The sequence below is a fragment of the Streptomyces sp. NPDC048171 genome (assembly GCF_043202655.1).
Taxonomy (GTDB): domain Bacteria; phylum Actinomycetota; class Actinomycetes; order Streptomycetales; family Streptomycetaceae; genus Streptomyces.
In genome coordinates this window covers 333,441-359,849 of sequence record NZ_JBIDAU010000002.1, presented here as the reverse complement: position 1 = coordinate 359,849, position 26,409 = coordinate 333,441, and the positions used below count along the sequence as shown (strand labels likewise).

At 72.3% G+C, this 26,409-nt stretch carries 23 protein-coding genes; 13 read left to right on the top strand and 10 right to left on the bottom strand.

Annotated elements, in window-relative coordinates:
- Positions 1 to 106 precede the first annotated feature (106 nt).
- The 5 genes from ACGF3J_RS06060 (at position 107) to ACGF3J_RS06040 (ending at position 5,166) form a co-directional block, all read left to right on the top strand.
- Positions 107 to 529 carry a hypothetical protein gene (locus ACGF3J_RS06060; protein ID WP_393853533.1) on the top strand — a complete coding sequence of 141 codons (423 nt, stop codon included), beginning with the start codon at positions 107 to 109 and terminating at the stop codon, positions 527 to 529.
- Positions 530 to 709: 180 nt separating this feature from the next.
- Entirely contained in the window at positions 710 to 1,789 is a 1,080-nt protein-coding gene (locus ACGF3J_RS06055; protein WP_393853532.1) for a hypothetical protein, read from the top strand.
- The gene (locus tag ACGF3J_RS06050; RefSeq protein WP_161330616.1) at positions 1,786 to 3,006 is read left to right on the top strand and encodes a toxic anion resistance protein; all 1,221 of its coding nucleotides are present in this window, start codon (positions 1,786 to 1,788) and stop codon (positions 3,004 to 3,006) included. The genes ACGF3J_RS06055 and ACGF3J_RS06050 overlap by 4 nt, the downstream gene beginning before the upstream one ends.
- Positions 3,003 to 4,562, top strand: a complete 1,560-nt coding sequence (locus ACGF3J_RS06045) for a VWA domain-containing protein (protein ID WP_161330617.1) — start codon at positions 3,003 to 3,005, stop codon at positions 4,560 to 4,562. The genes ACGF3J_RS06050 and ACGF3J_RS06045 overlap by 4 nt, the downstream gene beginning before the upstream one ends.
- The gene (locus tag ACGF3J_RS06040) at positions 4,549 to 5,166 is read left to right on the top strand and encodes a hypothetical protein (RefSeq protein WP_161330618.1); all 618 of its coding nucleotides are present in this window, start codon (positions 4,549 to 4,551) and stop codon (positions 5,164 to 5,166) included. Before ACGF3J_RS06045 ends, ACGF3J_RS06040 begins: the two co-directional genes overlap by 14 nt.
- Before the next feature lie 193 nt (positions 5,167 to 5,359).
- Here the strand turns inward: ACGF3J_RS06040 and ACGF3J_RS06035 are convergent, their stop codons facing one another.
- Positions 5,360 to 7,180, bottom strand: a complete 1,821-nt coding sequence (locus tag ACGF3J_RS06035) for a phosphoenolpyruvate carboxykinase (GTP) (protein ID WP_161330619.1) — start codon at positions 7,178 to 7,180, stop codon at positions 5,360 to 5,362.
- Positions 7,181 to 7,466: 286 nt separating this feature from the next.
- Between ACGF3J_RS06035 and ACGF3J_RS06030 the strand changes: the two genes are divergently transcribed.
- Complete coding sequence (locus ACGF3J_RS06030) at positions 7,467 to 8,171, top strand: hemolysin III family protein (RefSeq protein ID WP_161330620.1); 705 nt, start codon at positions 7,467 to 7,469, stop codon at positions 8,169 to 8,171.
- A gap of 29 nt (positions 8,172 to 8,200) precedes the next feature.
- Positions 8,201 to 8,935 (top strand): Mut7-C RNAse domain-containing protein, encoded by a 735-nt coding sequence (locus ACGF3J_RS06025; protein WP_393853531.1) that lies wholly within the window; start codon positions 8,201 to 8,203, stop codon positions 8,933 to 8,935.
- Here ACGF3J_RS06025 and ACGF3J_RS06020 read toward each other — a convergent pair.
- From ACGF3J_RS06020 to ACGF3J_RS06010, 3 genes are all read right to left on the bottom strand, one after another.
- Positions 8,932 to 10,125, bottom strand: coding sequence for a glycosyltransferase (locus tag ACGF3J_RS06020; RefSeq protein ID WP_393853530.1), 1,194 nt, complete (start codon positions 10,123 to 10,125; stop codon positions 8,932 to 8,934). The two genes, ACGF3J_RS06025 and ACGF3J_RS06020, sit on opposite strands and share 4 nt — an antisense overlap.
- A gap of 177 nt (positions 10,126 to 10,302) precedes the next feature.
- Positions 10,303 to 12,330 (bottom strand): thioredoxin domain-containing protein, encoded by a 2,028-nt coding sequence (locus tag ACGF3J_RS06015; protein ID WP_393853529.1) that lies wholly within the window; start codon positions 12,328 to 12,330, stop codon positions 10,303 to 10,305.
- A gap of 120 nt (positions 12,331 to 12,450) precedes the next feature.
- A complete protein-coding gene (locus ACGF3J_RS06010; protein ID WP_161330624.1) occupies positions 12,451 to 13,836 on the bottom strand; it encodes a tryptophan 7-halogenase in 1,386 nt (461 codons plus the stop codon).
- Between the two features lie 70 nt (positions 13,837 to 13,906).
- Between ACGF3J_RS06010 and ACGF3J_RS06005 the strand changes: the two genes are divergently transcribed.
- Positions 13,907 to 15,085, top strand: a complete 1,179-nt coding sequence (locus tag ACGF3J_RS06005; RefSeq protein WP_161330625.1) for a glutamate--cysteine ligase — start codon at positions 13,907 to 13,909, stop codon at positions 15,083 to 15,085.
- 133 nt (positions 15,086 to 15,218) lie between these two features.
- Here the strand turns inward: ACGF3J_RS06005 and ACGF3J_RS06000 are convergent, their stop codons facing one another.
- A complete protein-coding gene (locus tag ACGF3J_RS06000; RefSeq protein ID WP_161330626.1) occupies positions 15,219 to 15,782 on the bottom strand; it encodes a 2'-5' RNA ligase family protein in 564 nt (187 codons plus the stop codon).
- A 352-nt stretch (positions 15,783 to 16,134) separates the two neighbouring features.
- Between ACGF3J_RS06000 and ACGF3J_RS05995 the strand changes: the two genes are divergently transcribed.
- Together ACGF3J_RS05995 and ACGF3J_RS05990 are read left to right on the top strand one after the other, a co-directional pair.
- A complete protein-coding gene (locus ACGF3J_RS05995; protein WP_161330627.1) occupies positions 16,135 to 16,617 on the top strand; it encodes a hypothetical protein in 483 nt (160 codons plus the stop codon).
- Between the two features lie 197 nt (positions 16,618 to 16,814).
- Positions 16,815 to 20,024: a tetratricopeptide repeat protein gene (locus tag ACGF3J_RS05990; protein ID WP_393853528.1), complete on the top strand. Its 3,210-nt coding sequence runs from the start codon at positions 16,815 to 16,817 to the stop codon at positions 20,022 to 20,024.
- A 26-nt stretch (positions 20,025 to 20,050) separates the two neighbouring features.
- Here ACGF3J_RS05990 and ACGF3J_RS05985 read toward each other — a convergent pair whose 3' ends face one another.
- A complete protein-coding gene (locus tag ACGF3J_RS05985; RefSeq protein WP_393853527.1) occupies positions 20,051 to 20,281 on the bottom strand; it encodes a hypothetical protein in 231 nt (76 codons plus the stop codon).
- Position 20,282: 1 nt separating this feature from the next.
- Complete coding sequence (mca, locus tag ACGF3J_RS05980; RefSeq protein WP_161330642.1) at positions 20,283 to 21,143, bottom strand: mycothiol conjugate amidase Mca; 861 nt, start codon at positions 21,141 to 21,143, stop codon at positions 20,283 to 20,285.
- Positions 21,144 to 21,289: 146 nt separating this feature from the next.
- Here mca and ACGF3J_RS05975 point away from each other — a divergent pair, with 146 nt between their 5' ends.
- Positions 21,290 to 21,688, top strand: a complete 399-nt coding sequence (locus ACGF3J_RS05975) for a DUF4307 domain-containing protein (RefSeq protein ID WP_161330629.1) — start codon at positions 21,290 to 21,292, stop codon at positions 21,686 to 21,688.
- A 180-nt stretch (positions 21,689 to 21,868) separates the two neighbouring features.
- Positions 21,869 to 22,366, top strand: coding sequence for a transcription elongation factor GreA (gene greA / locus ACGF3J_RS05970; protein WP_125492249.1), 498 nt, complete (start codon positions 21,869 to 21,871; stop codon positions 22,364 to 22,366).
- Between the two features lie 55 nt (positions 22,367 to 22,421).
- Here greA and ACGF3J_RS05965 read toward each other — a convergent pair whose 3' ends face one another.
- The 3 genes from ACGF3J_RS05965 to ilvA form a co-directional block, all read right to left on the bottom strand.
- Positions 22,422 to 23,279: an ABC transporter permease gene (locus ACGF3J_RS05965; RefSeq protein WP_161330630.1), complete on the bottom strand. Its 858-nt coding sequence runs from the start codon at positions 23,277 to 23,279 to the stop codon at positions 22,422 to 22,424.
- The gene (locus tag ACGF3J_RS05960) at positions 23,276 to 24,295 is read right to left on the bottom strand and encodes an ATP-binding cassette domain-containing protein (protein ID WP_393853526.1); all 1,020 of its coding nucleotides are present in this window, start codon (positions 24,293 to 24,295) and stop codon (positions 23,276 to 23,278) included. Before ACGF3J_RS05960 ends, ACGF3J_RS05965 begins: the two co-directional genes overlap by 4 nt.
- Positions 24,296 to 24,496: 201 nt before the next feature.
- Positions 24,497 to 25,726 carry a threonine ammonia-lyase gene (ilvA, locus tag ACGF3J_RS05955; RefSeq protein WP_161330632.1) on the bottom strand — a complete coding sequence of 410 codons (1,230 nt, stop codon included), beginning with the start codon at positions 25,724 to 25,726 and terminating at the stop codon, positions 24,497 to 24,499.
- Positions 25,727 to 25,888: 162 nt separating this feature from the next.
- Between ilvA and ACGF3J_RS05950 the strand changes: the two genes are divergently transcribed.
- Entirely contained in the window at positions 25,889 to 26,395 is a 507-nt protein-coding gene (locus ACGF3J_RS05950) for a MarR family winged helix-turn-helix transcriptional regulator (RefSeq protein WP_161330644.1), read from the top strand.
- The last annotated feature ends 14 nt before the right edge of the window (positions 26,396 to 26,409 follow it).

Here is a 26,409-nt window from a genome sequence, read left to right as displayed (position 1 = left end):
CCCGGACGGCCGGGTACGGCCGGAGTCCGGCCAGATCCCGAACACCCTCAACTTTAGAATGGATCTAATGTAGGATGGCTTCCTGGAGCAATCAGGAGGCCGTCCCATGTACGAAGCGATCCGCAGCAAGTCGGTCCACAGCACGACGGCCGGCACCACCTCCGACTTCCCCCACCGGTCCCGGGAGGAAGAGCTGGACATCCAGCTCGCCGGTCATCTCGCGGCCCTGCTCGCCGTCACGGACGAGCTGCGCGCACTGGCCCCCACCGCCGACCTGGACGCCGCGGCCGAGCGGCTCGCCGAGCAGGTGACCCGGCTGCGCGGAGGCCGGGCGCCGGTGCGCGTGCCGGTGACCGCCGCCCACCCCGAGCCGCACCCGCCGGCCCTGCACCGCCGCGCGCACACACTGGCGGGCCGCGCCCTCGTGGTGGCGGCCTCCCGTGCCGACACGGCGGCCGCGATCCTCAGCGCCGAGCGGATGGACGCGCACACGGCGGCCCTGGAGCCGCGCGAGCTCGCCGCCCACTGAGCCTCCCGGCCGCCCACGGACGGCCCCGGTCCGCGTGCACCGCAGCGACGCGCGGACCGGGCGCCCTCAGCCGGACCCGGGACGGAGTGGCCGGTTCCCGTTGCATACCGGTATGGCCCGGTCACCTCCCGTTCACCCGGGACGCCGTGGAACGTCGGATTCCGCAGGGATGCTCCGGGCGTGAGACGAATCACGGGAGTGATCCTCGCGGTCCTGCTGATCGGCGGAGTGGTGGCAGCCGTCGTCGCGGGCCGGCAGACCGAGGACGAAGGCACGGCAACGAAGACCGTGCGCGCGGTGATCGGATCGGAGAAGGCAGCGTTCTTCGCCGACCCCGACGTGGTGCAGGCCCTCGCCGCCAAGGGCTACACCGTACGGACCGAGACCTCCGGGTCCTGGGCCATGGACGAGCTGGACCTCGGGGAGTACGACCTCGCCTTCCCGTCCAGCCAGGCCCCGGCCGACGAACTCGCCGAGAAGTACGACGTGCGGGAGCCGCTGCCCCGGCCCTTCTACTCGCCGCTGATCGTGGTCGCCCACAGGGCCGCCGCCGGGGTGCTCGCCGCCAACGGGATCGCCACGCTGGACCGCAGCCGCGGCGGCACCCTGCGGATGGGCGCCTTCCTCGACGCGGCCCGCGCCGACCGCACCTGGCAGCAGCTCAAGGGTGCCGGAGAGCACGGCGAGCTGACCGGAACGCTCTACATCGCCTCGACCGACCCGGAGACCTCCAACTCGGGCGCCCTGTACCTGGCCGCCGCCTCCTACGTGGCGAACGGGAACCGGGTGGTCGCGAGCACCGCAGACGTGGAGCGGACCGCACCCCTGATGCGCACCCTGGTGCAGGTGCAGGGCGCCCAGAAGTCCAGCTCGGACGCCGCGTTCCGGGACTTCACCAGCGGGGTCGGGGATCCGCTGGTGCTGGTCTACGAGTCGCAGGTCTCCGCGCTGCTGCGGGAGGGCGGCGACAGCGTCGCCGACATGACCGTCCTCTACCCGGACACCACCGCCACCAGCGACCACACGGTGGTGCCGCTGACCGAACAGGGCCGCGCGCTCGGCGACCTGCTCACCAGTGACCCGGAGCTGCGCCGCCTGGCCGTGCGCCACGGCTTCCGGCCGCAGGGCGCCACCGGCGAGTTCACCCGGGCCACCGAGGCCCACACCGCGTTTCTCAACCAGCAGCTGACCGGCGTCCGGCAGGCGCCCGTGCCCACCTACGAGGTGCTGCGCGACATGGCCCGCCGGGCGCGCGGATGACAGCGGACCACAGGGGGATCGGCCAAGTGAACGGCACCGGAGACGACTTCACCCTCACCCTCACCCCGCCCGAGCCCGTCGCGCCCGTCCCCCGGGAACGCGCCGGCGGCCTCGTGCCCGTCGACGAGGCGGCCCGGCAGGAGATGACCCGCAAGGCCGCCGCCTACGTCGAGGAACTCGCCGCGCTCGACGCCCGGTCGCCGGAGTTCGCCGGCCGGGTCGGCGAGATCACCGGGCTCGGCGCCGCCGAGATGCGCACCGCGAGCGCGCAGTCCAACCGCATGCTGGAGCGCACCGTGCGCAGCCTGCCCGGCAAGGGCGGCGACGCCCAGGCCCGGGTGGCCGGCTCGCTGGTGGAGCTGCGGCGCGTGGTCGAGGACCTGGACCCGCGCGACCTGCCCGCCTCCAAGGGGCGCCGGCTCCTGTCCCGGCTGCCCGGCGGCAACCGGCTGCGCGACCACGTCGCCAAGTACGCCTCCGCGCAGGGCACCCTGAACGCCGTGGTGGGCGCGCTGCGCGGCGGGCAGGACGAACTGCTGCGGGACAACGCGGCGTTGCAGACCGAGCGGGTCCGCCTGTGGGAGACCATGGGCAGGCTCCAGGAGTACGTCGTGCTCACCGAGGCCCTGGACACGGCCGTCCAGCGCCACGTCGCCGCCGTGGAGGCCGCCGATCCGCAGGCCGCCGACGCCCTGCGCGCCGACGTCCTCTTCCCGGTCCGCCAGAAGCACCAGGACCTGCTCACCCAGCTCGCGGTGTGCGCGCAGGGCTACCTCGCCATGGACGTCGTGCGCCGCAACAACGAGGAGCTGGTCAAGGGCGTGGACCGGGCCGCCACGACGACGGTGTCCGCGCTGCGGATCTCCGTGATGCTGGCCTCCGCGCTGGACCACCAGAAGAAGGTCGTCGAGCAGGTCGACGCGTTGCGCGGCACCACCGAGGAGCTGATCCGGGGCAACGCGGAGATGCTCGCCACGCAGAGCGGGGAGATCCAGCGCATCGCCGCCGACCCGGCGGTCGGGGCCGAGACCCTGCGCACCGCCTTCCAGGAGATCTACCGCACCCTCGACGCCATCGACACCTACAAGGTCCGCGCCACCGAGGCGATGGAGGCGACGGTGGAGTCCCTGACCGGGGAACTGCGCGACGCGGGCGCCCGCCTGGACCGCAGCCGCTCCCGGAACGCACCGGACACCCGGACGGGGGGCCTCGCATGAGACGCGCCCTCGCCGGCTGCCTCGCCGCGCTCGCCCTCCTCACCGCCTGCACGGACGGCGGCGGCCCGGACCGCACGGACGCGGTGCCCACCCCCGGCGTGCCGGGCACCGCCGAACCCGGCACGCTGCGGGTCCTCGCCTCCAGTGAACTCAGCGACATGGGGCCGGTCCTGGACCGGGTCCGCGAGCAGACCGGCGTCACCGTCCGGCTCACCCCGATCGGCACCCTCGACGCCGTGGACCTGCTGGCCGAGGGCGGCACGGAGGGGAAGTACGACGCGCTGTGGCTGTCGTCCAACGACGCGCTGCGGCTGCGCCCCGAGGCGGCGAAGCGGGTCGTCTCCGAGACGCCGGTGATGACCAGCCCCGTCGCCATCGGCGTCCGGGACGAGGCCCTGGGGATCCTGGGCGGGCGGCCCGACCGGGTCACCTGGTCCCAGGTGGAGCGGGCCGTCGCGGAGGGCCGGCTGACGTACGGCATGACCGACCCCGCCCGTTCCAACTCCGGTTTCGCCACGCTCGTCTCGGTCGCCTCCGCGCTCTCCGGCGCGCAGTCCGCGCTGACGGACGCCGACGTGGCGCGCGCGACGCCGCGGCTGAAGCGGTTCTTCACAGGGCAGAAGCTCACCTCCGGCTCGTCGGGCTGGCTGGCGGCGGCGTACGAACGGCGTGGGAACGTGGACGCGCTGCTCAACTACGAGTCCGTCCTCAAGGGCATCCCGGGCCTCACCGTGATCCGCCCCACCGACGGCGTGGTCACCGCCGACTACCCGCTCTCCACGCTCGCCTCGACCGCCGCCGGCACCCGCGAGGACGTCCGCCGCGTCGCCGAGGCGCTGCGCGGACCCGCGGTCCAACGGGAGATCACCGCCACCACGCACCGCCGCCCGGTCCTCGCCTCGGTGCCGCCGGCGCCCGGCCTGGACACCGGACGGCGGCGCGAACTGCCCTTCCCCGGGGCGAAGTCGGTCGCCGACGGACTGCTCGACGCGTACGAGAACGAACTGCGGCGCCCGTCGCGGACGGTGTACGTGCTCGACACCTCCGGCTCGATGGAGGGCGACCGGCTGCGCCGCCTGAAGAGCGCGCTCACCGCCCTCACCGGCGACTTCCGCGACCGCGAGGAGGTGACGCTGATGCCGTTCGGCTCCGAGGTCAAGCGGGTGACGACCCACGTGGTCGACCCCGCCGACCCGCGCCCCGGCCTGGACGGCATCCGCCGGGAGGCCGGCCGGCTCGGCGCGGAGGGGGACACCGCCGTCTACAGCTCGCTGGAGAAGGCGTACGACCGTCTCGGCACCGGACGGGACGCGTTCACCTCGATCGTGCTGATGACCGACGGCGAGAACACCACCGGCGCCGACGCGGCCGACTTCGACCGGTTCTACGCCTCGCTGACCGGCCACCGTCGGGAGATCCCGGTCTTCCCGGTGCTCTTCGGCGACTCCGACCGGGCGGAGCTGACCCACATCGCCGAACTCACCGGCGGGCGGCTCTTCGACGCGGGCCAGGGCTCGCTGGACGGGGCCTTCGAGGAGATCCGTGGCTACCAGTAGGAGCGGCGGCGGGCTCTGGAGCTACCTGGAGTCCCGCAAGAACCTGACCGGCAGCGCCTGCGGACTCGCCGGCGTGGTGCTGACCTTCACCGACGCGGCGGGACCGTACTGGCCGGTGGTCGTCGCGGGGCTGTACGGCGCCGGCGCGCTGCTCGCCCCGCCCGAGCGGCCCGCGCCGCCCGCGTTCCCGGGCCCGTCGGCCCAGCTGGAGGAGGTGCGCGGCGACTTCGGGCGGCTGCGCCGCTACCTGTCGGACGTGGAAGTGCCGCCGGGCGTGCGGGAGCGGCTGGACGAACTGACCGGGCTTCTGGACGCGCTGCTGGAGCCCGGCTGGGTCGCCGAGGTGCTGGCGACCGACCCGGACGGGGTGCACGCGGTGTCCCGGGCTGTGCGGCAGGACGTGCCGGAGGCCGTCGACGCGTACGTGCGCGCCCGGTGGTGGACGCGGATCGCGCCCGGGCAGGAGCCGCCGGAGACGCATCTGGACCGCCAGCTGGCGCTGCTCCGGGACGAGGCGGCGGGGCTGACGGACCGGCTGCGGGAGGCCGAGGCCAGGCGGCAGGAGGCGCACACCCGGTATCTGGAGGACCGCTCCGAGCGGTGACCGGCCGAGGGGGACGCCAAAGGGCCGGGTCCATCGCACGCCGTTGTGCGGGGACCCGGCCCGTGCGGGGTGTCCGCCCGGCTCCGGGACATCGAGCTACAGGAGCGGGCGAGACCCCATCGCGGCCGGCTTTCGTGACGACTTCACTGGTCAGGGCAAGCCGAACCGGCCGCGAAGCAGGGGAGGCGGAAGATCAGCCCAGGCGCTGCACCAGGGCCCGGTACTGGTCCCACAGCTCGGTGGGCGTGTGGTCGCCGAAGGTGTTGAGGTGCTCGGGCACCAGCGCCGCCTCCTCGCGCCACACCTCCTTGTCGACGCTGAGCAGGAACTCCAGGTCGGCTTCGGGGAGGTCGAGGCCCTCGGTGTCGAGGGAGCCCTTGGCCGGCAGCACGCCGATCGGCGTCTCGACGCCCTCCGCGCGGCCCTCCAGACGCTCCACGATCCACTTCAGGACGCGGCCGTTCTCACCGAAGCCGGGCCAGACGAACCGGCCCTCGTCGTCCTTGCGGAACCAGTTGACGTAGTAGATCTTCGGCAGCTTGGACTGGTCCTTGTCCTTGGCCACGTCGATCCAGTGCCCCATGTAGTCGCCCATGTTGTAGCCGCAGAACGGCAGCATGGCGAAGGGGTCGCGGCGCAGCTCGCCGACCTTGCCCTCGGCGGCGGCGGTCTTCTCGGAGGCCACGTTGGCGCCGAGGAAGACGCCGTGGTTCCAGTCGAAGGACTCGGTCACCAGCGGTACGGCGGTGGCGCGGCGCCCGCCGAAGAGGATCGCCGAGATCGGCACGCCCTTGGGGTCCTCCCACTCCGGCGCGATGATCGGGCACTGCGCGGCGGGCGTGGTGAAGCGGGCGTTGGGGTGGGCGGCCGGGGTGCCGGACTCGGGCGTCCAGTCGTTGCCCTTCCAGTCCGTCAGGTGGGCGGGCGTCTCCTCGGTCATGCCCTCCCACCACACGTCGCCGTCGTCGGTCAGGGCGACGTTGGTGAAGACGGAGTTGCCCCACAGGGTCTTCATCGCGTTGGCGTTGGTGTGCTCACCGGTGCCGGGCGCGACGCCGAAGAAGCCGGCCTCGGGGTTGATCGCGTACAGGCGGCCGTCCTCGCCGAAGCGCATCCAGGCGATGTCGTCGCCGATCGTCTCGACCGTCCAGCCGGAGATCGTGGGCTCCAGCATGGCGAGGTTGGTCTTGCCGCAGGCGGACGGGAAGGCGGCGGCGACGTACTTGGGCTCGCCGGTGGGCGGGGTCAGCTTCAGCACCAGCATGTGCTCGGCCAGCCAGCCCTCGTCGCGGGCCATGACGGAGGCGATGCGCAGGGCGTAGCACTTCTTGCCGAGCAGGGCGTTGCCGCCGTAGCCGGAGCCGTAGGACCAGATCTCACGGTCCTCGGGGAAGTGCGAGATGTACTTGGTGCTGTTGCAGGGCCAGGGCACGTCCTTCTCGCCCTCGGCCAGCGGGGCGCCGAGGGTGTGGACGGCCTTGACGAAGAAGCCCTCGTCGCCCAGCTCCTCCAGGACCGGCTGTCCCATGCGGGTCATCGTGCGCATGGAGGCGGCGACGTACGCGGAGTCGGTGATCTCCACGCCGAGCGCGGAGAGCGGGGAGCCGAGGGGGCCCATGCAGAAGGGCACGACGTACATGGTGCGGCCGCGCATCGAGCCGCGGAACAGGCCCTTCTCACCGCTGAAGATGTCCCGCATCTCGGCGGGGTCCTTCCAGTGGTTGGTCGGGCCGGCGTCCTCCTCCTTGGCGGAGCAGATGAAGGTCCGGTCCTCGACGCGCGCGACGTCGGTGGGGTCGGAGGCGGCGTAGTAGGAGTTCGGCCGCTTGATGGGGTCGAGTTTGCGGAAGGTGCCCTTCGCCACGAGCTCCCCGCACAGGCGCTCGTACTCGGCCTCGGATCCGTCACACCAGACCACGTCGTCCGGCTGGGTCAGTTCGGCGATCTCGTTCACCCACGAGATCAGCTCCTGGTGGTTGGTGGGGACGGGGGGAGCAGCGATGTCGCGCGCCACGATTGCTCCTAGATGAGGGGTTTGTGGTTGGAGGCCCCTTGGGGGCTGCGACCCGGACACGTGACGTTGACCTCGTGGGTGCTCATCCGGTGTCGACCGCACTCATTTGATCATCCGACGCGAGCGCCCATCTGTCCAGAGGGCGTCACACTTGAGCGGAGTGAGGATCGCCACGTGCACGCGGCGGGGGTGCGGGGCAGGGGGCACCGTGAGACGATGGCCACTCGCCGTTCGTCATACGTCCGTACTGATACGTAACTTACGGAACCGTAGGTACGATGCGCTCATGACTGCGTCCGTCCCCGACGAGCCCAGGGACACGCCGGCCGACGGCCGCGGCCCTGTGGCGATCTCCCTGCCGCATCCGGTCAAGCCGAAGCTGCGCGGCTGGCTGCACCTGGCCATGTTCCCGGCCGTGCTGGTCGCCGGCCTCGTACTCACCGCCCTCGCCGAGTCGACCCAGGCCCGCGTCGCCTGCGGGATCTACATCCTGACGGCCTGTCTGCTCTTCGGCGTCAGCGCGCTCTACCACCGGGGCAACTGGAGCCCGCGCATGGACGGCGTGCTGCGGCGCCTGGACCACGCCAACATCTTCCTGATCATCGCGGGCACCTACACCCCGCTCACGATGCTGCTGCTGCCCGGCGCCCAGGGCGAGTGGCTGCTCTGGGGCATCTGGGCCGCCGCGGCCGCGGGCATCGTCTTCCGCGTCTTCTGGGTCGGCGCCCCGCGCTGGCTCTACACCCCGTGCTACCTCGCCATGGGCTGGGCGGCCGTCTTCTACCTGCCCGAGTTCATGCGGGCCGGCGGCATCGCCGTCCTCGTCCTGGTGATCGCGGGCGGCCTGCTCTACAGCGCCGGCGGCGTGATCTACGGCCTCAAGCGCCCCAACCCGTCCCCCCGCTGGTTCGGCTTCCACGAGGTCTTCCACTCCTTCACGCTGGCCGCGTTCATCGCCCACTACGTGGGGATCTCGCTGGTCGCCTACTGAGCGGCCGACGGCACGAGGAAGGTCACCGGGTGAACGGTCCCGAGATCCGCGTCGAGTTCCCTCCCGAACTGCACCTGTTCGTACCGCGCGCCCGCCCCACCGGGGTCGCCCGCGCCACCGCCGACGGGGTCTCCACCCTCGGGCACGTCGTCGAGTCCCTCGGCGTCCCGCTGACGGAGGTCGGGACCCTCCTCGTCGACGGCCGCGAGGTCCCGCCCGGACACGTCCCGGCGGGCGGCGAGTCGGTGCGCGTAAGGACCGTCGCGCACCCCCAGGAGGTACCCGGCGCTCCCCTGCGCTTCCTGCTCGACGTCCACCTCGGCACGCTCGCCCGCCGGCTGCGGCTGCTCGGCGTGGACACGGCTTACCAGTCGGCGGACCCCGGCGACCCGGCCCTCGCCTCCCTCTCGGCGGCCGAGCGGCGGGTCATGCTCAGCCGCGACCGGGGCCTGCTGCGCCGCCGCGAGCTGTGGGCCGGCGCCTACGTCTACAGCACCCGCCCCGAGGAACAGCTCCGTGAGGTCCTGGCCCGGTTCCGGCCCGAGCTGCGCCCGTGGACCCGGTGCACCGCGTGCAACGGCCCCCTGGCGCCGGCCACCAAGGCCGAGGTGGCCGACCAGCTCAAGGGCGGCACGCAGCGGTCGTACGACGTCTTCGCCCGGTGCGGCGACTGCGGCCGCGCGTACTGGAAGGGCGCCCACCACGACCAGCTGGAGGCGATCGTGGCACGGGCCCTCACGGAGGCCGGGCGGGACGGGCCCTAGCGAGGGCGGCGGTCGCCGCGTCGCCGTCGCGGGAGGTAGACGAGCGCCTCCGTGCCGGCGAAGCGCAGGACGAAGGTGATGACCAGGGCCAGGGCGGTGGCCGGCAGTACGGCGAGGCCGAACTGGGCGACGAGCAGGGCGATCAGCGGGATGCGCAGCACCAGGTCGGCGTTGGCGATCAGGGCGAAGCGCAGGGTGCGGTCGGCCCAGTGCCGGTGGCGCCGCCGGTCGTGGAAGAGCAGCCGCTCCAGCAGCAGGAAGTTCCAGGCCACGCCGAACTGGTTGGCGACGATCTCGGCCGGCAGGTAGTGCAGTCCGGCCGACGTCAGCGCCCACAGGGCGGCCAGGTTCGGCACGAAGCCGCTCAGCCCGATCAGCCCGAACACGATCATGCGGGCCGGCGGCGCGGCGGTGCGCAGCCCGACCAGGTGGCGCAGGAAGCGCAGCCCTTCCCGCGCGGTGGACTTGGACTCCCCGGCGAACCGCTCCTCGAAGACGAACGGCACCTCCGCGACCGTACCGGGGCGGTCGCGGACGGCCAGTTCCAGCAGGATCTTGTAGCCGAGCGGCTTGAGCGCGTCGGCGGTGACCTCGGCGCGGCGGATCGCGAAGAAGCCGCTCATCGGGTCGCTGATGCCACGCAGCCGGCGGGGGAAGAGCGCCTTGGTCAGCCAGGTCGCCGCCCGTGAGACCGCCACCCGGTAGCCGCCGGCCAGGCCCGCGCGGCTGCCGCCCGGCGTGTAGCGGGAGGCGACGACGAGCCCGGCCTTCGTCCGCTCGCCGGTGGCGACCAGTTCCGGCACGAGCGAGGGCGGGTGCTGGCAGTCGCCGTCCATGACGACGATCCAGTCCGCCCCGGCCGCCCGCATGCCCTCGACCACGGCGCCGCCGAGCCCGCCGACCGGCTCGTCCCGGTGCAGCACGGTGACCGGGAAGGGGCAGTCGGGCGCCGCCGCGCGGATCACGTCCGGGGTGTCGTCGGTGGAGTCGTCCACGAAGACCACCTCGCAGGGCAGCCGGGCCGGCACCGACTCGGCCGTCCGCCGCAGCAGCTGCCGTATGTTCCCCGACTCGTTGAAGGTCGGTACGACGATGGTGACGGCGGCCGGCTCGGGCGGCACCGCGGGCGGCTCCGCGGGACGTACGGCCGGACGGCCCAACGCGCCGGGGACGGTGGACTCGTGGCTCATCGGGCGGCTCCGGAGGGCTGGGTTCGGCGGATCTCCATGCGGTCCGCACCGATGCCGAAGACGGCGGCCGGAGCCGAAAGGTTCATGGCGGACGCGACGTCGGGCGGATCGGCCCGCCCCGCCGCGGGCCCGCACGCGTCCGCCCGCCACCCTTCGTCTACCCCCGCACGGGCCGCCTCAGCCGTTCAGCGCGGCCCGCAGCCGCTCCGGATCGGTCGTCGGCGCGTCACAGGTGAAGTTCCGGCAGACGTACGCGGCCGCCGCCCCGCCGACCAGCGGCCGATCGGCCAGCAGCGGGAACTCGTCGCTCCCCTCCGCGCCGAAGGCGACGACCGCGCCCGGTGCCGTGCCCAGCAGCGCCGTACGGTGCAGTCCGCGCGCGGCGGCATCGGCGGCGTCCGGTGCGACGACGGCGACCTCGCGCGGCCCGTCCAGCAGTGCCTCGGCGGCGGCGAGCCCCCAGCCGACGAAGCGCGGGACCCGCGGGCCGAGCGCCTTCACCACGCCGAGGGCGTGCTCGGCGGCGGTGCGGTGCGGCTCGGAACCGGTGTGGGCGGCGTAGGAGAGCAGGGCGTTCGCGGCGGCGCTCCAGCCCGACGGCGTCGCGTTGTCGGTGGGGTCCTGCGGGCGGCGGATCAGGTGCTCCGCGTCGGAGGCGGTGTCGTACAGGGAGCCCGTGGCGTCCGTGAAGCGGGTCAGGACGTGGTCCAGCAGGAACCCGGCGAAGTCCAGCCAGACGCCCTCCCCGGTGACCGAGGCCAGCGCGAGGAAGCCCTCCGCCACGTCGGCGTAGTCCTCCAGCACCCCGGCGTTGGCGCCGGCCCGGCCGTCCTTGCTGGTGCGGGTGAGCCTGACCTGCTCGTCGAAGTGGAGCCGGACCAGCAGGTCGGCGGCGGCCACGGCGGCCTCCACCAGGTCGGGGCGCTCGAAGTAGGCGCCGGTCTCGGCGAGCGCGGCGATCGCGAGGCCGTTCCAGGCGGCGACCACCTTGTCGTCCCGGCCGGGGGCGGCCCGGCCGTCCCGCGCGGCCAGCAGCCGTGCCCGCACCGAGGCGATCCGCGCGGCGTCGAAGACGCCCTCCTGCTGCGGCAGTTGCAGCACGGACGCACCATGCTCGAAGGTGCCCTCGTCGGTCACGCCGAAGTACTGGGCGGCGAGTTCGGCGTCCTCGGCGCCGAGCACCTCGGTGAGCTGCGCGGGCGTCCACACGTAGTACGCGCCCTCGATGTGCCGGCCCGTCCCGTCGTCGCTGTCGGCGTCGAGCGCCGAGGCGAATCCCCCCTCCGCGGTGCGCAGTTCGCGCACCATGAAGTCAGCGGTCTCCAGGGCGACCCGGCGGGCGAGGTCGGACCCGGTGGCGCGCCAGAGGTGGGCGTAGACGCGGCACAGCAGCGCGTTGTCGTAGAGCATCTTCTCGAAGTGCGGCACGACCCACTCGCGGTCCACGGAGTAGCGGGCGAAGCCGCCGCCCAACTGGTCGTAGATGCCGCCGCGGGCCATCCGCTCGCAGGTGTCCCGCGCCATCTGCAGCGCGCCCTCGGCGCCGGTGCGGGCGTGGTGGCGCAGCAGGAACTCGACGGCCATGGACGGCGGGAACTTCGGCGCCCCGCCGAAGCCGCCGCGCTGCTCGTCGTACTCCCGGGTCAGCCCGAGCAGCGCCTGCCCGAGCTGCTCCTCGCCGGGCGCCTGCGCGTCGCCGTAGGAGATCTCCCGTCCCGCGAGGTCCCGCACGATCTTCCCGGCGACCTCGGTGACCTCGTCCCGCCGCTCCGCCCAGGCCTGCTGGACACCCTGGAGCACCTGGCGGAAGGACGGCATGCCGTGCCGTGGCTCGGGCGGGAAGTAGGTGCCGAAGTAGAAGGGCTCCGCGTCCGGCGTGAGGAAGACGGTCATGGGCCAGCCGCCCTGCCCGGTCGCCGCCTGCACGGCCTCCATGTAGACGGCGTCCACGTCGGGCCGCTCCTCGCGGTCGACCTTGACGCTGACGAAGTGCGAGTTGAGGTACGCGGCGGTGGCCTCGTCCTCGAAGGACTCGTGCGCCATCACGTGGCACCAGTGGCACGCGGAGTAGCCGACGCTCAGCAGCACCGGCACGTCCCGCCGTCTTGCCTCCGCCATCGCCTCCTCTCCCCATGGCCACCAGTCCACCGGGTTGTCGGCGTGCTGGAGCAGATAGGGCGACTGGGAATCAGCCAGGCGATTCATACCCGGCATCGTCGCATGATCGGGGAGTCTGGCCCAGCATGCGAGATCGACTTCCGCGGAGGCACCGTTCGGTCGTGGCGGCCACGAGCGGTCGGGGCGGGGTCGGCACACTGTGAACGGTCAGTGCGCGGACAGGAGTCGGGGGTGGGGGTCGAGAGCCAGGTAGAGGCCTCCCGCGGCGTGGTCGGCGGTGGTGGGCAGGGGCATCATGTCGCTGGTGCCGTGGCCCGCCAGTCCGTGCTGCCGTCCGGTGCGCGGCCGGGCGAGTCGCCGCTGCAGCAGGGAGGCGGCGCCCTGCTGTGCGTCGTGCAGGTCGTCGAGGCCGGTGACGATGTTCAGGAACGACTCGTGCAGCCGCAGTCGGTCCTGGTCGCGGTGGCTGAGGGTCTGCGCCCGCTGGAAGTAGGCGTTGCGGCCGTCGTGGATGCGGTAGAAGGCGCTGACCAGGATGAGGAGGCGTTCGTAGGCGTGGCGGTAGGCGGTGTCGTAGAAGGTGTGGGCGGCATCGCTCCCGACGTCTCCGCGCAGCAGTCCGGCGGTGCAGGCGGCACTGAGGGTGGCGCTGTACATGGCCAGGTGGACCCCGGTCGACAGCAGCGGATCCAGGAAGCAGGCGGCATCACCGGCGAGGAAGTAGCCGGGGCCGCTGAATCGCTGGGCGACGTAGGAGTAGTCGCTTTCGACCTTCAGGTCCGAGACCAGGCGTGCCCCGCGCAGGACGCGGGCGAGCAGGGGGGACTGGGTGAGGGCCTGGTGGTAGGCCGCTTCGGTGGAGCCGGTGTGCCGTCGTGCCTCCTTGAAGGAGTGCTTGTCGGTGACCAGGCCGACGCTGAGGGTGCCGTCGTGCAGCGGGATGGCCCACAACCAGCCGTGGTCCGGCAGGGAGAAGACACCGATCGCCCCCTGGGGCGCCTCGGGAAGGGGCGGGGCGTCCCGCCAGTAGCCCCACGCCGCCACGTTGCGGAAGACGTCGTGGAACCGGCGACTGCGGAGGTGGCGGGTGGCCAGTAGTCCGGCGCGGCCGGAGGCGTCGACGAGGTGCTGGAAGGCGATCTCGCCGCGGTGTCCGTCGGCGGTGGTCCAGGTGGCCGACCGCGCCGTGTCGTCCGTGAGATGGACGCGCCGTACGGAGGTGGCCTCGCGGACGTCGGCTCCCTGCCGCTGCGCGTGCCGCAGCAGAAGCTCGTCGAACTGCGAACGGACGACCTGGAAGCTGTAGGGGGCGGGCCGGCCGGGCTCGTCGAACCCCAGCGACCACTGCTGGCCGCCCCAGCCGTAGAAGGCCCCCGTCTTGCGGACGAAGCCGTGCTGTTCGACGGCCTCGCGTGCCCCCATGGCGTCCAACAGCGGCAACAGGGAGGGCAGCAGGGACTCGCCGACGTGGTAACGGGGGAATCGGTCCTTCTCGAGCAGGGTGACCGCGATGCCCTGCCGGGCCAGGAAGGAGGCGGCGGTCGATCCCGCTGGTCCGCCGCCGACGACGAGTACCTGGGTTTCCTCCCGCACGCACTCCCCCAGACGGATCGATGGGCGATCAACGGAGTCTCAGCTCACTCTACGTGTCAGGCTGTTCACCATGAAGAGCGACAAGTGGCCACAGGGCACCGCTCGGGCGACCGCCGGCGCCGCCCGCCCTCGGGGCGCGCACGGACCGCTACCGCTGACCGTCGGGGTCGAGGAGGAGTATCTGCTGGTCGACCCGGTCACCCGGCACCTGAGCGCGAGGGCCGACAAGGTCGTCGCGTTGACGGCCGCCGAACTGGGCGACCGGGTCACCACCGAACTCACGCGCTACCAGGTCGAGATCCGTACCGACCCGCACACCAGCCTGACCGATCTCGGCGATCAGCTGTCCGCCGCGCGCCGTGCGGTGGCGGAGGCGGCGAGAAGGCTCGGCCTGCGCGCCGTCTCCAGCGGCACCCCCGTCCTGGGCCAGCACACCCCTCCGCCGCTGACCCCGGGCCCTCGCTACGCCCGGAGCTCCGCCACCTTCCGCGCCCTGGACCACGAGCAGACCGCGTGCGCGTGCCACGTGCACATCGGAGTGCCCGACCTGGCGACCGCGCTCCGCCTGAGCAACCAACTGCGCTGCCGGCTGCCCGCGCTCATCGCCCTGACCGCCAACTCGCCCTACTGGGACGCCCAGGACACCGGATACGCCAGCTGGCGCACCCTGACCCGGTGGCGCTGGCCGGTGGCCGGACCACCCCCGTACCTCGAGTCGCCGGGCCATTTCGAGGACCTCGTCGGCAACCTGATGGCCACCGGATCGGTGATGGACCGCGGCGGCCTGTACTGGGACATCCGCCCCTCCCACCACGTGCCGACCCTCGAGATCCGGGTCGCCGACGCCTGCCACACCGTCCACGACACCCTGCTGCTCGCCGCGGCCGTCAGGGGACTGGCCATCCACTGGCTGTCCGGGCCGGGACGCGACCAGGAGGCGCAACGTCCCGAGCCGGAGGTGCTGCGGGCGGCATGCTGGCGTGCGGCCCGTGACGGCCTGGCCGGCCACAGCCTCGACCTGCGCACGAACCGCCTGGAGCCCACCGCATCCCATCTCGACCGGCTCTGGGAAACGGTCCTGCCCACCCTGGACGGAGCGGAGTCGATGCTCCTGAGAGACGCGCGCACCCGCCTGGACACGGGTGGGAACGGCGCCGACCGGCAGCGGCGGGCCTACCGGGAGCGACACAGGATCACCGACGTCGTGGACCATCTGATCGAGTCCGCCACCTCTGCTCCGACCACGTGAGCTCCGGGTCCACCCGGGCCCAGGCACACTCCAGGTGGGTGCGGAAGGTGGCGGGCTGTCGCCCGGTCGGTTCGGGACGGCGTGAGCGAGCGGCCGGTCATGCCGCTGCCGGCGCGGGCGTACGCCCAGCCGTTCACACCAAGGGCTTGGCGACGAGGACCCTGAACTCGGTGACGGACATCTCCTGCTGCAGTTCGACACCGGAGGCCGCTCCCGTCACGGAGGGCAGGTTCATGGACTCGGCCTCCTCCGTCGGGAAGTCGTACTTCGCAAGCCCCAGGGTGAGATGCGGCCAGAAGTCGTCCTCCTCGATGCCCAGACGCCGCACGGTGCCGGTGTACAGGGTGGCCAGCTCCGGCGTGTGCTCGATCCCCAGCCGCACCTGCTCCTGACGCTGGACGGAGCGGGCGTCGTAGCGGTACGCGGGGTCCTTCTGCAGCCGCCAGCTCCCGTGCCGCACCTCGCCGGTCAGCCGGACGCGCGGGGCGGCCCAGTCGCCGTCGCTCAACAGCGCGGCCGCGTCGGCCAGCCGTCCGGCGTCGGCGTCGTGCAGGAAGCCCAGGGTGACGTGCATCCGGTCCGGGTCCTGCGGATCGACGCGTTCCCGCTGCGCCTCCTGAAGGGCGACGAGGGCGTCGACCAGGGGTGGGGGGAGCCGGAGACTGAGAAACGCGTTGACCGCCCGATCGTTCGCCATCGCTGCTCCTTGTAGCCGGGTTCACCTCCGTCCCGGCTGCCCTCCCGGGCGGCGCGCGATGCGGCACCCGGGGGTCGCTTCACCCGAACGAGGAAGCGCACCGCCCGCGCGTTCAGGGACCCGCCACGAGGACGCCGCTCGCGCGCCCGCGTACGGCTCGGGACGCGCACGACGGTCGTACGACCTCACCGGCACCGCACACCATCACACCCCGCACTCGTCCGATTACTCATCGCGATTGCGGCGATACCGTCCGTACGGAACGCCCTCCACAACCGGGCGTCCGCGAGGACACACCCCGTCCTCAACGACCGGGGCGGCACCCCGTCCCCGAACAGGAAGAGCAGTACCCATGAGTGACATCACCCAGATCCGCGTATGGATCGAGACCGCCAACGTCCAGGGCGCCGGTACGGACAGCTGGATCTACCTGTCCATCGCAGGCCGTGAGTTCTGCCTCGATCCCGGCAGCGGGAACGACTACTTCGCCCAAGGAGCGAAGACCTGCTTCGTCCTCGGGGAACAGGGCGGCTCCGACGACGGCGAACCGGGCTTCACCAACGTCCCCGTGTCGGACGCGGAGTGGAACGACCCCCGCAAGCCCCAGCTCGACACCGAGGACCTCGAACTCGCCCCCGCTTACATCCGCTTCGCCAAGGCCGGCAGCAATCCGCCCTGGTGCGTCGAGCGCGTCAAGGTCAGCGTCCGTTCGGCCACCGGCGAGGATTCCCGGTTCGACAACCTGCGTCTGCGCAAGGCACAGGAGAACCGTCGCCTCTGGCTTCACGACCTCTACGGTGAGCGGCTGTTCCTCTACTCCGTCACCTCGGACTGACGGCCCGGAAGCCGCCGCCCGGAAGCCGGGCGGCGGCCCGCTCCCGAACCGCCCCCTCCCCAGGCTCTCCCCAACGCAGCACACTTGACCCACGCACAACCGGGGAAGGACCCGGGGATGGGGCCGGGAGGTCCCTGGGGCTCCTGGGGTCGCCGGGGCACCCGGGAGGACGCGGATGCCGCCGGAGGGGGCGCGACATGCGGGACAGTCATCGTGCAGAGGCCGAGGGGCTGCTGAGGCGGGCCGTGGAGGAGGAGGTACGCCGCTCGGGCGGACGCACGGACGGGAACGTCCTGCTCTCCCGGGCCCGCGCGGCACTGGACGCGATGGCGGGCACGTCCGCCGAGGAGTACGACGCCTACACCCAGGCCCTCGACGAGGCGGCGGCCGGGCAGCTCACGTTCCGGCAGCGGTACGCCCGTGAGGGCGCCGGCACTCCCCTGCTGGTCGCCGCCGTCGCGGCGGTCGCCGCGGTGGTGGCCGACGTGGCGCTCGGCACCGGCACCGGCACCGCGGTGGGCGCGGGCGTGGCCGTCGGCGTCGTCGGCGCCGCGGCGACCGTGCTGAAGGTGGTCGGGTCCCACCTGCCGGCCGCCCACCACCGTGCCGGGGCCGTCAGCCAGCCCGGCGGGCCCGAACAGTTGCGGCTGCAGTGGCTCACCGCCCTGGAGGTGCGCGGCATCCGGCCCTTCCTGGACCAGCAGCGGATGCTCGCCGCGTCCACCGCTCCGGCCAAGACCGGCCCGAAACTGCGGGGCGCCGACAAGAGCGCGGCGGCCCGGGGGCGCAGCGCGCTGGAGCAGTCGTTCGGTCAACTGCCGGAGCCGGACGAGGCGTTCGCCGGCCGCCGCCGGGAGATGGCCCAGCTGCGGCAGTGGGTGCAGGCGGCCCGCGCGAGCACCGAGACGAAGCCGACGGTGGTGGTGCTGCACGGGGCGCCCGGCAGCGGCCGAACGACGCTCGCGGTGCGCGCCGTCCACGACCTGCGCGACTACTTCCGCGGGGCCTGCCTGGTCGACCTGCGCGGCGACGGCGCCGCGTCGGGGGGCGAGGCGCCGCTCAACACCCGGGACGCCCTGCTGCATCTGCTCAACCGGCTCGGGGCGCCGCGCGAACAGCTGCTCTTCCGCGAGCGTTCCTCCGCGGACCAGCAGGTCAAGCGGCTGAGCGAGCTGTACCACCAGCATCTGACGGGCGTACCGGTCACCGTGGTCCTGGACGACGCCGCGGACCCCGAGCAGGTGCGCACCCTGGTGCCGGAGCGGTCCGACAGCCTGGTGCTGGTCACCTCGCGGAAGCCGCTGGCGCTGCCGCCCGACCTGCCCGCGCACGTCTACGCGCTGCCCGTCGAGGCGCTGGACGCGGCGGGCGCCGAGGAACTGCTGAGCGCCGCCGCACAGGACTCCACGGGGCCGTACGACGCCGACTCCAGCGACCGGATCCGGGAGCTGTGCGGCGGGCTGCCGCTGGCGCTGCGGGTCGCCGGGTCGTCGATCGGCCCGCGCTCGCCGCGCGCCCTGGCGGCCGACCTGGGCGCGTACGGACCGGTGGAGCCGGTCGAGCGCGCGCTGTGGCTGCGCTACACCGACCAGCCGGAGCAGGCCCGGCGGCTGCTGCGCCGGCTGGCGCTCGCGGGCCGCACCTCGATGGGGGCCGCGGCCGCCGCCGCGCTACTGGCCACGGACGAGACCGAGGCGACCAAGCAGCTGACGGCGCTGTCCCGGGCGGGCCTGCTCGACCACGTCCGGGGCAGCCGCTACCGGCTGCACGACGTCGTCCGTGCCTTCGCCCGCGCCCGGCTCGCCGACGAGGAGGAGCCCGGCGAGCGGACGGCGGCGCAGGAGCGGCTGATCGCCAACTACGGCGAGCTGGCCGACTCGGTGCTGCGCCTGGTCGACGGCAACATGTCGACCCGCTCCAACCAGTTCGGGCAGTACGGCTTCACGTCCCTGGACGAGGCGCTGCGCTGGCTGGACGACGAGTCGAGCTTCATCACGGTGGCGCTCAGGCACGCGGAGGGCGTCGACCAGGGCGCGGTGCTGAACCTGCTGGGCGCGCTGTGCGACTACTGCCTGCTGCGCGGCGACCTCTACCGGCTCGGCGAGATCAGCGAGCTGGCGCAGTCCGTGGACCAGGGGCTGCTGGTGCGCTCGGTGCAGTGGCGCACCGGCATCGCGGCCCGGCAGCTCGGCGAGCTGGACAAGGCGCGCACCACGCTGGCCTCCGTGGTCGACCTGTACCGGGAGGCGCATCACGACGCGGGCGCGGCCCGTGCCCTGTGCTCGCTCGGCATCACGCTGCACCACCAGGGCAACCTGACCGACGCGGCGGCGAAGCTGCGGGAGGCCCTCGACCTCCAGGCCCCGCCCGAGCTGGACACGGACCGGGCGTGGACGCTGCACGCGCTGGCGGCGGTGCAGCGCGACCGGGCCCGGCTCGCGGAGGCCCTGGACCTGCTCACCGAGTCACTGGTGCTGCACCGGGCGGGCGAGTCGCTGCACGGGCAGGCGTGGGCCCACTTCCAGCTCGGGCAGCTGCACCTGCGCATGGGCGACGTGCCGCACGCGGAGTCGGACCTGCGTGCGGCCCTGGAGCTGTACGGCCGGACCCAGGACGCCCGCGGCGAGGCCTGGGCGCTGACCCAGCTGGCGCGGGCCCGGCTGGTGGACGGGGAGGCCTGGGAGGCGGTCGACGAGCTGCGGCGCGCGGCGGCCCGGCACCGGGACAACGAGGACGCCCGCGGCGAGGCGTGGACGGTCTACTACGTGGGCCAGGCGCTGGAGGAGACCGGCGACCTGGACCAGTCGGTGCGCGAGCTGGAACGCTCGCGCACCATGTTCTCCCGGATGCGGGACGTGTACGGCCTGGCCTGCGCGCGGCACCACTCGGCGCGGGTCACCCGCGACCAGCGCGCGGCGCAGACCGGCTCGCTGCGCAACTCCGGCTTCGCCCGGCAGCTCCTGGTGGACGCGCGCGCCGACTTCCAGCGCATCGGCGTCGGCCACGGCGAGGCGTGGACCTGCCTGGAGCTGGCGGTGGTGGACGCGGGCAACGCCCGTACGCCGCAGGCACTGGGGCTGTGCGACGAGGCCGCCGCCCTGTTCGCCGCGTACGGCGACCGGCGGGGCGAGGACTGGGCCCGCTTCCTGCGCTGCACGCTGCTGCCGTACGCGGCCCCGGGCGGGGTGGAGATCGGCACGGCGGTGGCGCAGGAGGAGCTGGCCCAGCTGTCCCGCGCCGGGCACCCGGCACGGGACACGAAGCTCGACGAGTACGTCGACGCGTACCAGCTGCTCCTGGAACGCGGCGTCCAGCTGGAGTCCGGCTGGCAGGCCTGGCGCCTGGGCATGGTCCCGAACCGCCAGGCCCGGGAGGTCATGGGAGTGGCGGTGACGGCCCGCTCGTGACCGGGGGTGCCGCCCCCCGGCCGTCGCTAGGGCCTGGGCTTCGCCTGCTCGCCGTCGGCGGCCCGGGTCTCGGGGTCCGGGGCCTCCTTGAAGTCGACCTTGCCCATGTGACGGGTCATGGACTTCATCAGGGCCCACACCGCCAGGGCCATCACCGCGAAGACGATGAAGCCGAGGACACCGGGGGTGACCTTGTCCTCGTCGAGTTCGGCGAGGGTGACGAGGTGCGTCATTGCCAGGCTTGCGCTTGCACTCATGTCAGGCATTGTCCCGGACGCCCGCGAAGAGGTCGTCCTCGGGGAGGGAGGTATCGACGAGGGACTTCGCCAGCTCGTACTCCTCCGTGGGCCAGACCTCCCTCTGGAGCTCCATCGGCACCCGGAACCAGCCCCCGTCGGGGTCGATCTGCGTGGCGTGGGCGATCAGCGCCTTGTCTCGGATCTCGAAGAAGTCCGCGCAGGGCACGTGCGTGGTGAGCGTGCGCTCCTTGCGCTCGAACTCCGACCACCGCTTGAGCCAGTCCCCGTAGGGCGACTCGAGACCGCGGTCCAGCAGCGCGTGGTGCAACGCCTCGGTGCGGGGGCGGTTGAAGCCCTGGTTGTAGTACACCTTCACCGGCTGGTACGCCGTGCCGTACTCGGCCTCCGGGTACTTCTCGGTGTCGGCCGCGCCCTCGAACGCCACCATCGTGATCTTGTGGGTCATGATGTGGTCGGGGTGCGGGTACCCGCCGTTCTCGTCGTAGGTGGTGATCACCTGGGGCCGGAAGGAGCGGATCTTCCGCACCAGCTCACCGGCCGCCTTGTCGACGTCCTCCAGGGCGAAGCAGCCGTCCGGCAGCGGCGGCAGCGGGTCGCCCTCGGGCAGCCCGGAGTCGACGAAGCCGAGCCACTCCTGCTTGACGCCCAGGATCTCCCGGGCCTCGTCCATCTCCTTCCGGCGCACCTCGTGGATGTTCTCCTCGATGTACGGGTCGCCCTGGAGCTTGGGGTTGAGGATGGAGCCGCGTTCCCCGCCCGTGCAGGTCACCACCAGCACGTCCACCCCCTCGGACACGTACTTCGCCATGGTGGCCGCGCCCTTGCTCGACTCGTCGTCGGGGTGGGCGTGGACGGCCATCAGTCGCAGCTGGTCAGTCAAGACTCAATCCTCGGGTCAGTCGGCGCCCGTGTGCATCGGCGCAATCGGAGGCTTCTATAGTGACCGAATCGGGAGCCGAATAATTCCGGGGCCCGGGAAGACCGGCTCCTGCCGAGAGGACGATCATGAGCACGGCCACGACGCGAAGGCCCGAGGGCCGCTACGGCCGTTCCTCGGACGAGCGGGCCGACCGCACGCTCAAGGTCGTCGGCGCGGTGCTCGGTGCCGTCCTGCTCGCCGTGATCGGCTGGTTCGGCTACCACTACGTCGGTCAGAACAAGATCAGTGGCGAGCTGATCGGCTTCGAGCTCGCCGAGGACTCGGTGCAGGTGCACCTGGAGGTCCGCAAGGACGCCGGTGTCACCGGCTACTGCACGGTGCGCTCCCAGGCGGAGGACGGCGACGAGGTCGGTCGCGCCGACTTCCGCTTCGACGGGGACGCCACCCGCATCGACAAGGTCGTCACGCTGCGGACCAAGGCCGCGGGCACGACGGCCGAGCTGCTCGGCTGCCACCCGGAGTGACCCGACGGCGAACGCCAGCGCGAATCCATGGGCTCCCACCTGCGATGACGGGATTCTAGCGGCTTATGTCCTCCCCCTTTGGCCACTGAATTGTTAGGCTCGTGGTTTCGCCCTTCCGTGAAGGAACATCCTTCTGGGTAGGGCGTTGATTTGTATTCCCAGTACCAACGAGGAGCACCCGTGACCCAGACCAGCGAGAACGTCACCTGGCTGACCCAGGAGGCGTACAACAAGCTCAAGGAGGAGCTTGAATACCTTACTGGTCCTGCGCGCACCGAGATCTCTGCCAAGATCGCCGCGGCCCGTGAGGAGGGTGACCTCCGTGAGAACGGCGGGTACCACGCGGCGAAGGAGGAGCAGGGCAAGCAGGAGCTCCGCGTGCGCCAGCTGACCCAGCTGCTCGAAAGCGCCAAGGTGGGCGAGGCCCCGGCCGCGAACGGCGCGGTGGCCCCCGGCATGGTCGTCACGATCGCGTTCGACGGCGACGAGGACGACACGCTGACCTTCCTGCTCGCTTCGCGCGAGTACGCGAGCTCGGACATCGAGACCTACTCGCCGCAGTCCCCGCTGGGCTCGGGCGTCATCGGCCACAAGGTCGGCGAGGACGCGCAGTACGAGCTGCCCAACGGCAAGCCGGCCTCCGTGAAGATCCTCAAGGCCGAGCCGTACGACGGCTGATCCGCCTTGCCTTCTGGCGAGCCCCCGGTGTCCTGGTGACGCCGGGGGCTCCTTGTCATGAGGCGGCCGAGCGGTACTTGCGCACCGACAGGGTCCGGAAGACCGCGATGATCAGGACGGACCACATCACCGACGCCCAGACGGGATGCTGCATGGGCCAGGCGTCCGACTGGACGACGCCGGGGTTGCCGAACAGTTCGCGGCAGGCCTGCACGGTGGCGCTGAACGGGTTCCACTCGGCGATGTGCCGGAGCCAGGGGGTCATCTGGCTGGAATCCACGAAGGCGTTCGACACGAACGTCACGGGGAAGAGCCAGATGATCCCGCCCGAGGTCGCCGCCTCCGGGGTGCGTACGGAGAGCCCGATCAGCGCTCCGATCCAGGTGAAGGCGTATCCCAGGAGCAGGAGCAGGCCGAAGCCCGCGAGGATCCGCCCGGCGTTGGTCGGCTCGGCGGACCCGGTGCGCCAGCCCACGATCAGCGCGACGATCGCGAGGACGAGCAGGGTGATCGCCGTCTGCACCAGGTCGGCTACGGTCCGGCCGGTGAGCACCGCGCCGCGGGCCATCGGCAGGGAGCGGAAGCGGTCGACCAGCCCCTTCTGCATGTCGTCGGCGATGCCCGCGGCCGATCCCGCCGTGGCGAAGGTGACGGTCTGCGCGAAGATGCCGGCCATCAGGAAGTCCTTGTAGACGCCCGCGTCGGTGGTGTTCCCGATCTGCAGGGAGCCGCCGAAGACGTACGTGAAGAGGACCACGAACATCACCGGCTGGATGACCCCGAAAAGGACCATCTCCGGGATCCGGGTCATCCGGATCAGGTTTCTCCGGGCGATGACCAGGGAGTCCCTGATGGATGCCCCGACGGGGTTGGTGCTTGCCCCGGCCGGCGCGGCTTCGGTGGCGGCGCTCACTTGGCGGCCTCCTTCTTGTCCTTGTGGCCGGCGTCGGCCGTCGGGTCCTGGTCGCCGCCCTCGTCCTCGGCCTCGACCTCGGCCACGTGGCCGGTGAGGGAGAGGAAGACGTCGTCCAGGGTGGGGCGGCGCAGGCCGATGTCGTCGATCTCGATGCCGCGGACGTCGAGTTCGCGGATGACCTCGGCGAGCAGCTTCGCGCCGCCGGTGACGGGGACGGTGAGCTTGCGGGTGTGCTCCTCGACGGTGGTCGAGCCCTTGCCGAATCCGGCGAGCACCTCGGCGGCCGTCCCCATGTGGTCGCGCTCGTGGACGACGACCTCGACGCGCTCTCCGCCGGTGCAGGCCTTGAGCTGGTCGGAGGTGCCGCGGGCGATGACGCGGCCGTGGTCGACCACCGCGATGTCGTGCGCGAGGTGGTCGGCCTCCTCCAGATACTGCGTGGTCAGCAGCAGGGTCGTACCGCCGGAGACCAGCTGCTTGATGACCTCCCACAGCTCCTGGCGGTTGCGTGGGTCGAGGCCGGTGGTCGGCTCGTCCATGAACATGACGGGCGGGGAGACCACCAGGGCCGCCGCCAGGTCGAGCCGGCGGCGCATGCCCCCGGAGTAGGTCTTCGTGGGACGGTCGGCGGCGTCCGTCAGGTGGAACTGCTCCAGCAGCTCGACGGCCCTGGCCTTCGCGGCCTTGGACCGCATCTGGTAGAGCTGCCCGACCATCTGGAGGTTCTCCCGGCCGGTCAGGTACTCGTCGACCGCGGCGAACTGGCCGGAGAGGCCGATGGAACGCCGGACGTCGTTGGGGTGCTTGAGCACGTCGATGCCCGCGACGACGGCCCTGCCGCTGTCGGGGCGCAGCAGCGTCGTGAGGCAGCGGACGGCGGTGGTCTTGCCCGCGCCGTTGGGCCCGAGCAGGCCCAGGACCGTGCCCTCGGGAACGTCCAGGTCGACGCCGTCCAGAGCCCTTACGTCACCGAAAGTCTTGACCAGGCCTTCGGCATAGATGGCGCCTGGCATATGAGTCTCCACGTCGTCGGGGATGCTTCGGAAAGCCTAGGTTCATGGATTTCGCCGCACTCGGCGAGCGAATTACGACACACCATAACGCGATGTATCGCGTCTCACAATCTGCTTACACGAACGAGTGACGAAGTGCTGGCCGACCCCTACGGATCCCCGGTTCCGGGATCCTCGGATCCCCCAGTCCCGGCATCCGCCTCAGCCGATGACGGGGTAGCCGGCCTCCCGCAGCGCCTCGCCGACCTCGGCGCAGTGCTCCGGGCCCTTCGTCTCCAGGTGCAGCTCGACCTCCGCCTCCGTGAGCCCGAGCCGTGGATCGGTCCGTACGTGACTCACATCGAGGACGTTAGCGTCGACCACTGACAACACCCCGAGAAGCGTGGCCAGGGCGCCGGGACGGTCCGTCAGCCGCAGCCGGACCGCCAGGTAGCGGCCCTGCGCGGCCATGCCGTGCCGCAGCACGCCCTGCATCAGCACGGGGTCCACGTTGCCCCCGGACAGCACCGCCACGACGGGGCCCTCGAACGACCCGGGATCGCTGAGCAGCGCCGCCACCGGACTCGCCCCGGCCGGCTCCACCACGAGCTTGGCCCGCTCCAGGCAGAGCAGCAGAGCCGTGGACAGCTCGTCCTCCGAGACCGTGCGGACCTCGTCCACCAGCTCGCCGACGATGCCGAACGGCACGTCGCCGGGCCGCCCCACCTTGATGCCGTCGGCCATCGTCACCGGATGGTCGACCGCCACCGGGCGCCCGGCGGCCAGCGAGGGCGGATACGCCGCCGCGCCCTCCGCCTGCACGCCCACGATCCGCACGTCCGGCCGCAGCGCCTTCACCGCGACCGCGATGCCGGCCACCAGCCCTCCCCCGCCGATCCCGACCACGACGGTCCGCACCTCGGGGCACTGCTCCAGGATCTCCAGCCCGACCGTCCCCTGGCCCGCGATGACGTCGGGGTGGTCGAAGGGGTGGATGAACACCGCGCCGGTCCGCTCCGCGTACTCCTGCGCCGCCGCCAGCGTCTCGTCGACCACCTGGCCGTGCAGCCGCACCTCGGCGCCGTAGTCCCGGGTCGCGCTGATCTTCGGCAGCGGGGCGCCCTTCGGCATGAACACCGTCGAACGCACCCCGAGCAGCGACGACGCCAGGGCCACGCCCTGCGCGTGGTTCCCGGCGCTCGCCGCGACGACCCCGGCGGCCCGCTGCTCGGGGAGCAGCCCGGCGATCCGGACGTAGGCGCCGCGCAGTTTGAACGAGCCCGTCCGCTGGAGGTTCTCGCACTTGAGGTGCACCGGCGAGCCGACGAGCTGGGACAGGTGCCTGCTGCCCTCCATCGCCGTCACCCGCGCCACACCCGAGAGCATCTTCTGCGCTCCGCGCACGTCGTCGAGGGTGACGGGTCCGACGAGGGCGGCCGTGCTGTAGCTCATGCCTCCAGCATCGCAGTTCACAGGGGCCCGAGGCCGTTGTGACCAACCTCCGAGACCCGCTTTGCCCAGCGCCGGTACGCCCTGCCCCCCGGCCGCGTACCCTGTCCCCCAATTAGCAGCCCTCCACGAAGTGAGCCCCCGGCCATGCCCACAACACCTGAAATGTCGATGGACATGACGACCGCCGGTGACCCCGGTCTTCTCGAGACGCTCCAGCACGAGGTCGCGCTCTTCGCCCGTCGTGCCGAACAGACCCGGCTCGGCGGGGTCGGGCAGGTCCGCAACTCCATGGACCGCGCCGCCTACCTGCTGCTCAACCGCCTCGACAAAGAGGGCCCGATGGGCGTGAAGGCACTGGCCGCGAGCATGGGGATCGACTCCTCCACGGTCACCCGTCAGGTGGCTCCGCTCGTGGACACGGGCCTGGTCAAGAGGACGTCCCACCCCGAGGACGGACGCGCGGTGGTACTCCAGCTGTCCCCGCGCGGCGAGTCTCGGCTGGAGGAGGTCCGCTCCTCCCGGCGTCAGCTGATGGCCGAGCTGACCCACGACTGGGCCCCGGAGGAGCGCGAGGCGTTCTGCGCGCTCCTCGCGCGCTTCAACGGCGCCCTGTCCGCCCGTATGGCCCCTTCGGGCGTGGCGGGGCAGGACTCGCCGTCGGGCTCCTGAGGCGCCTTCCACGG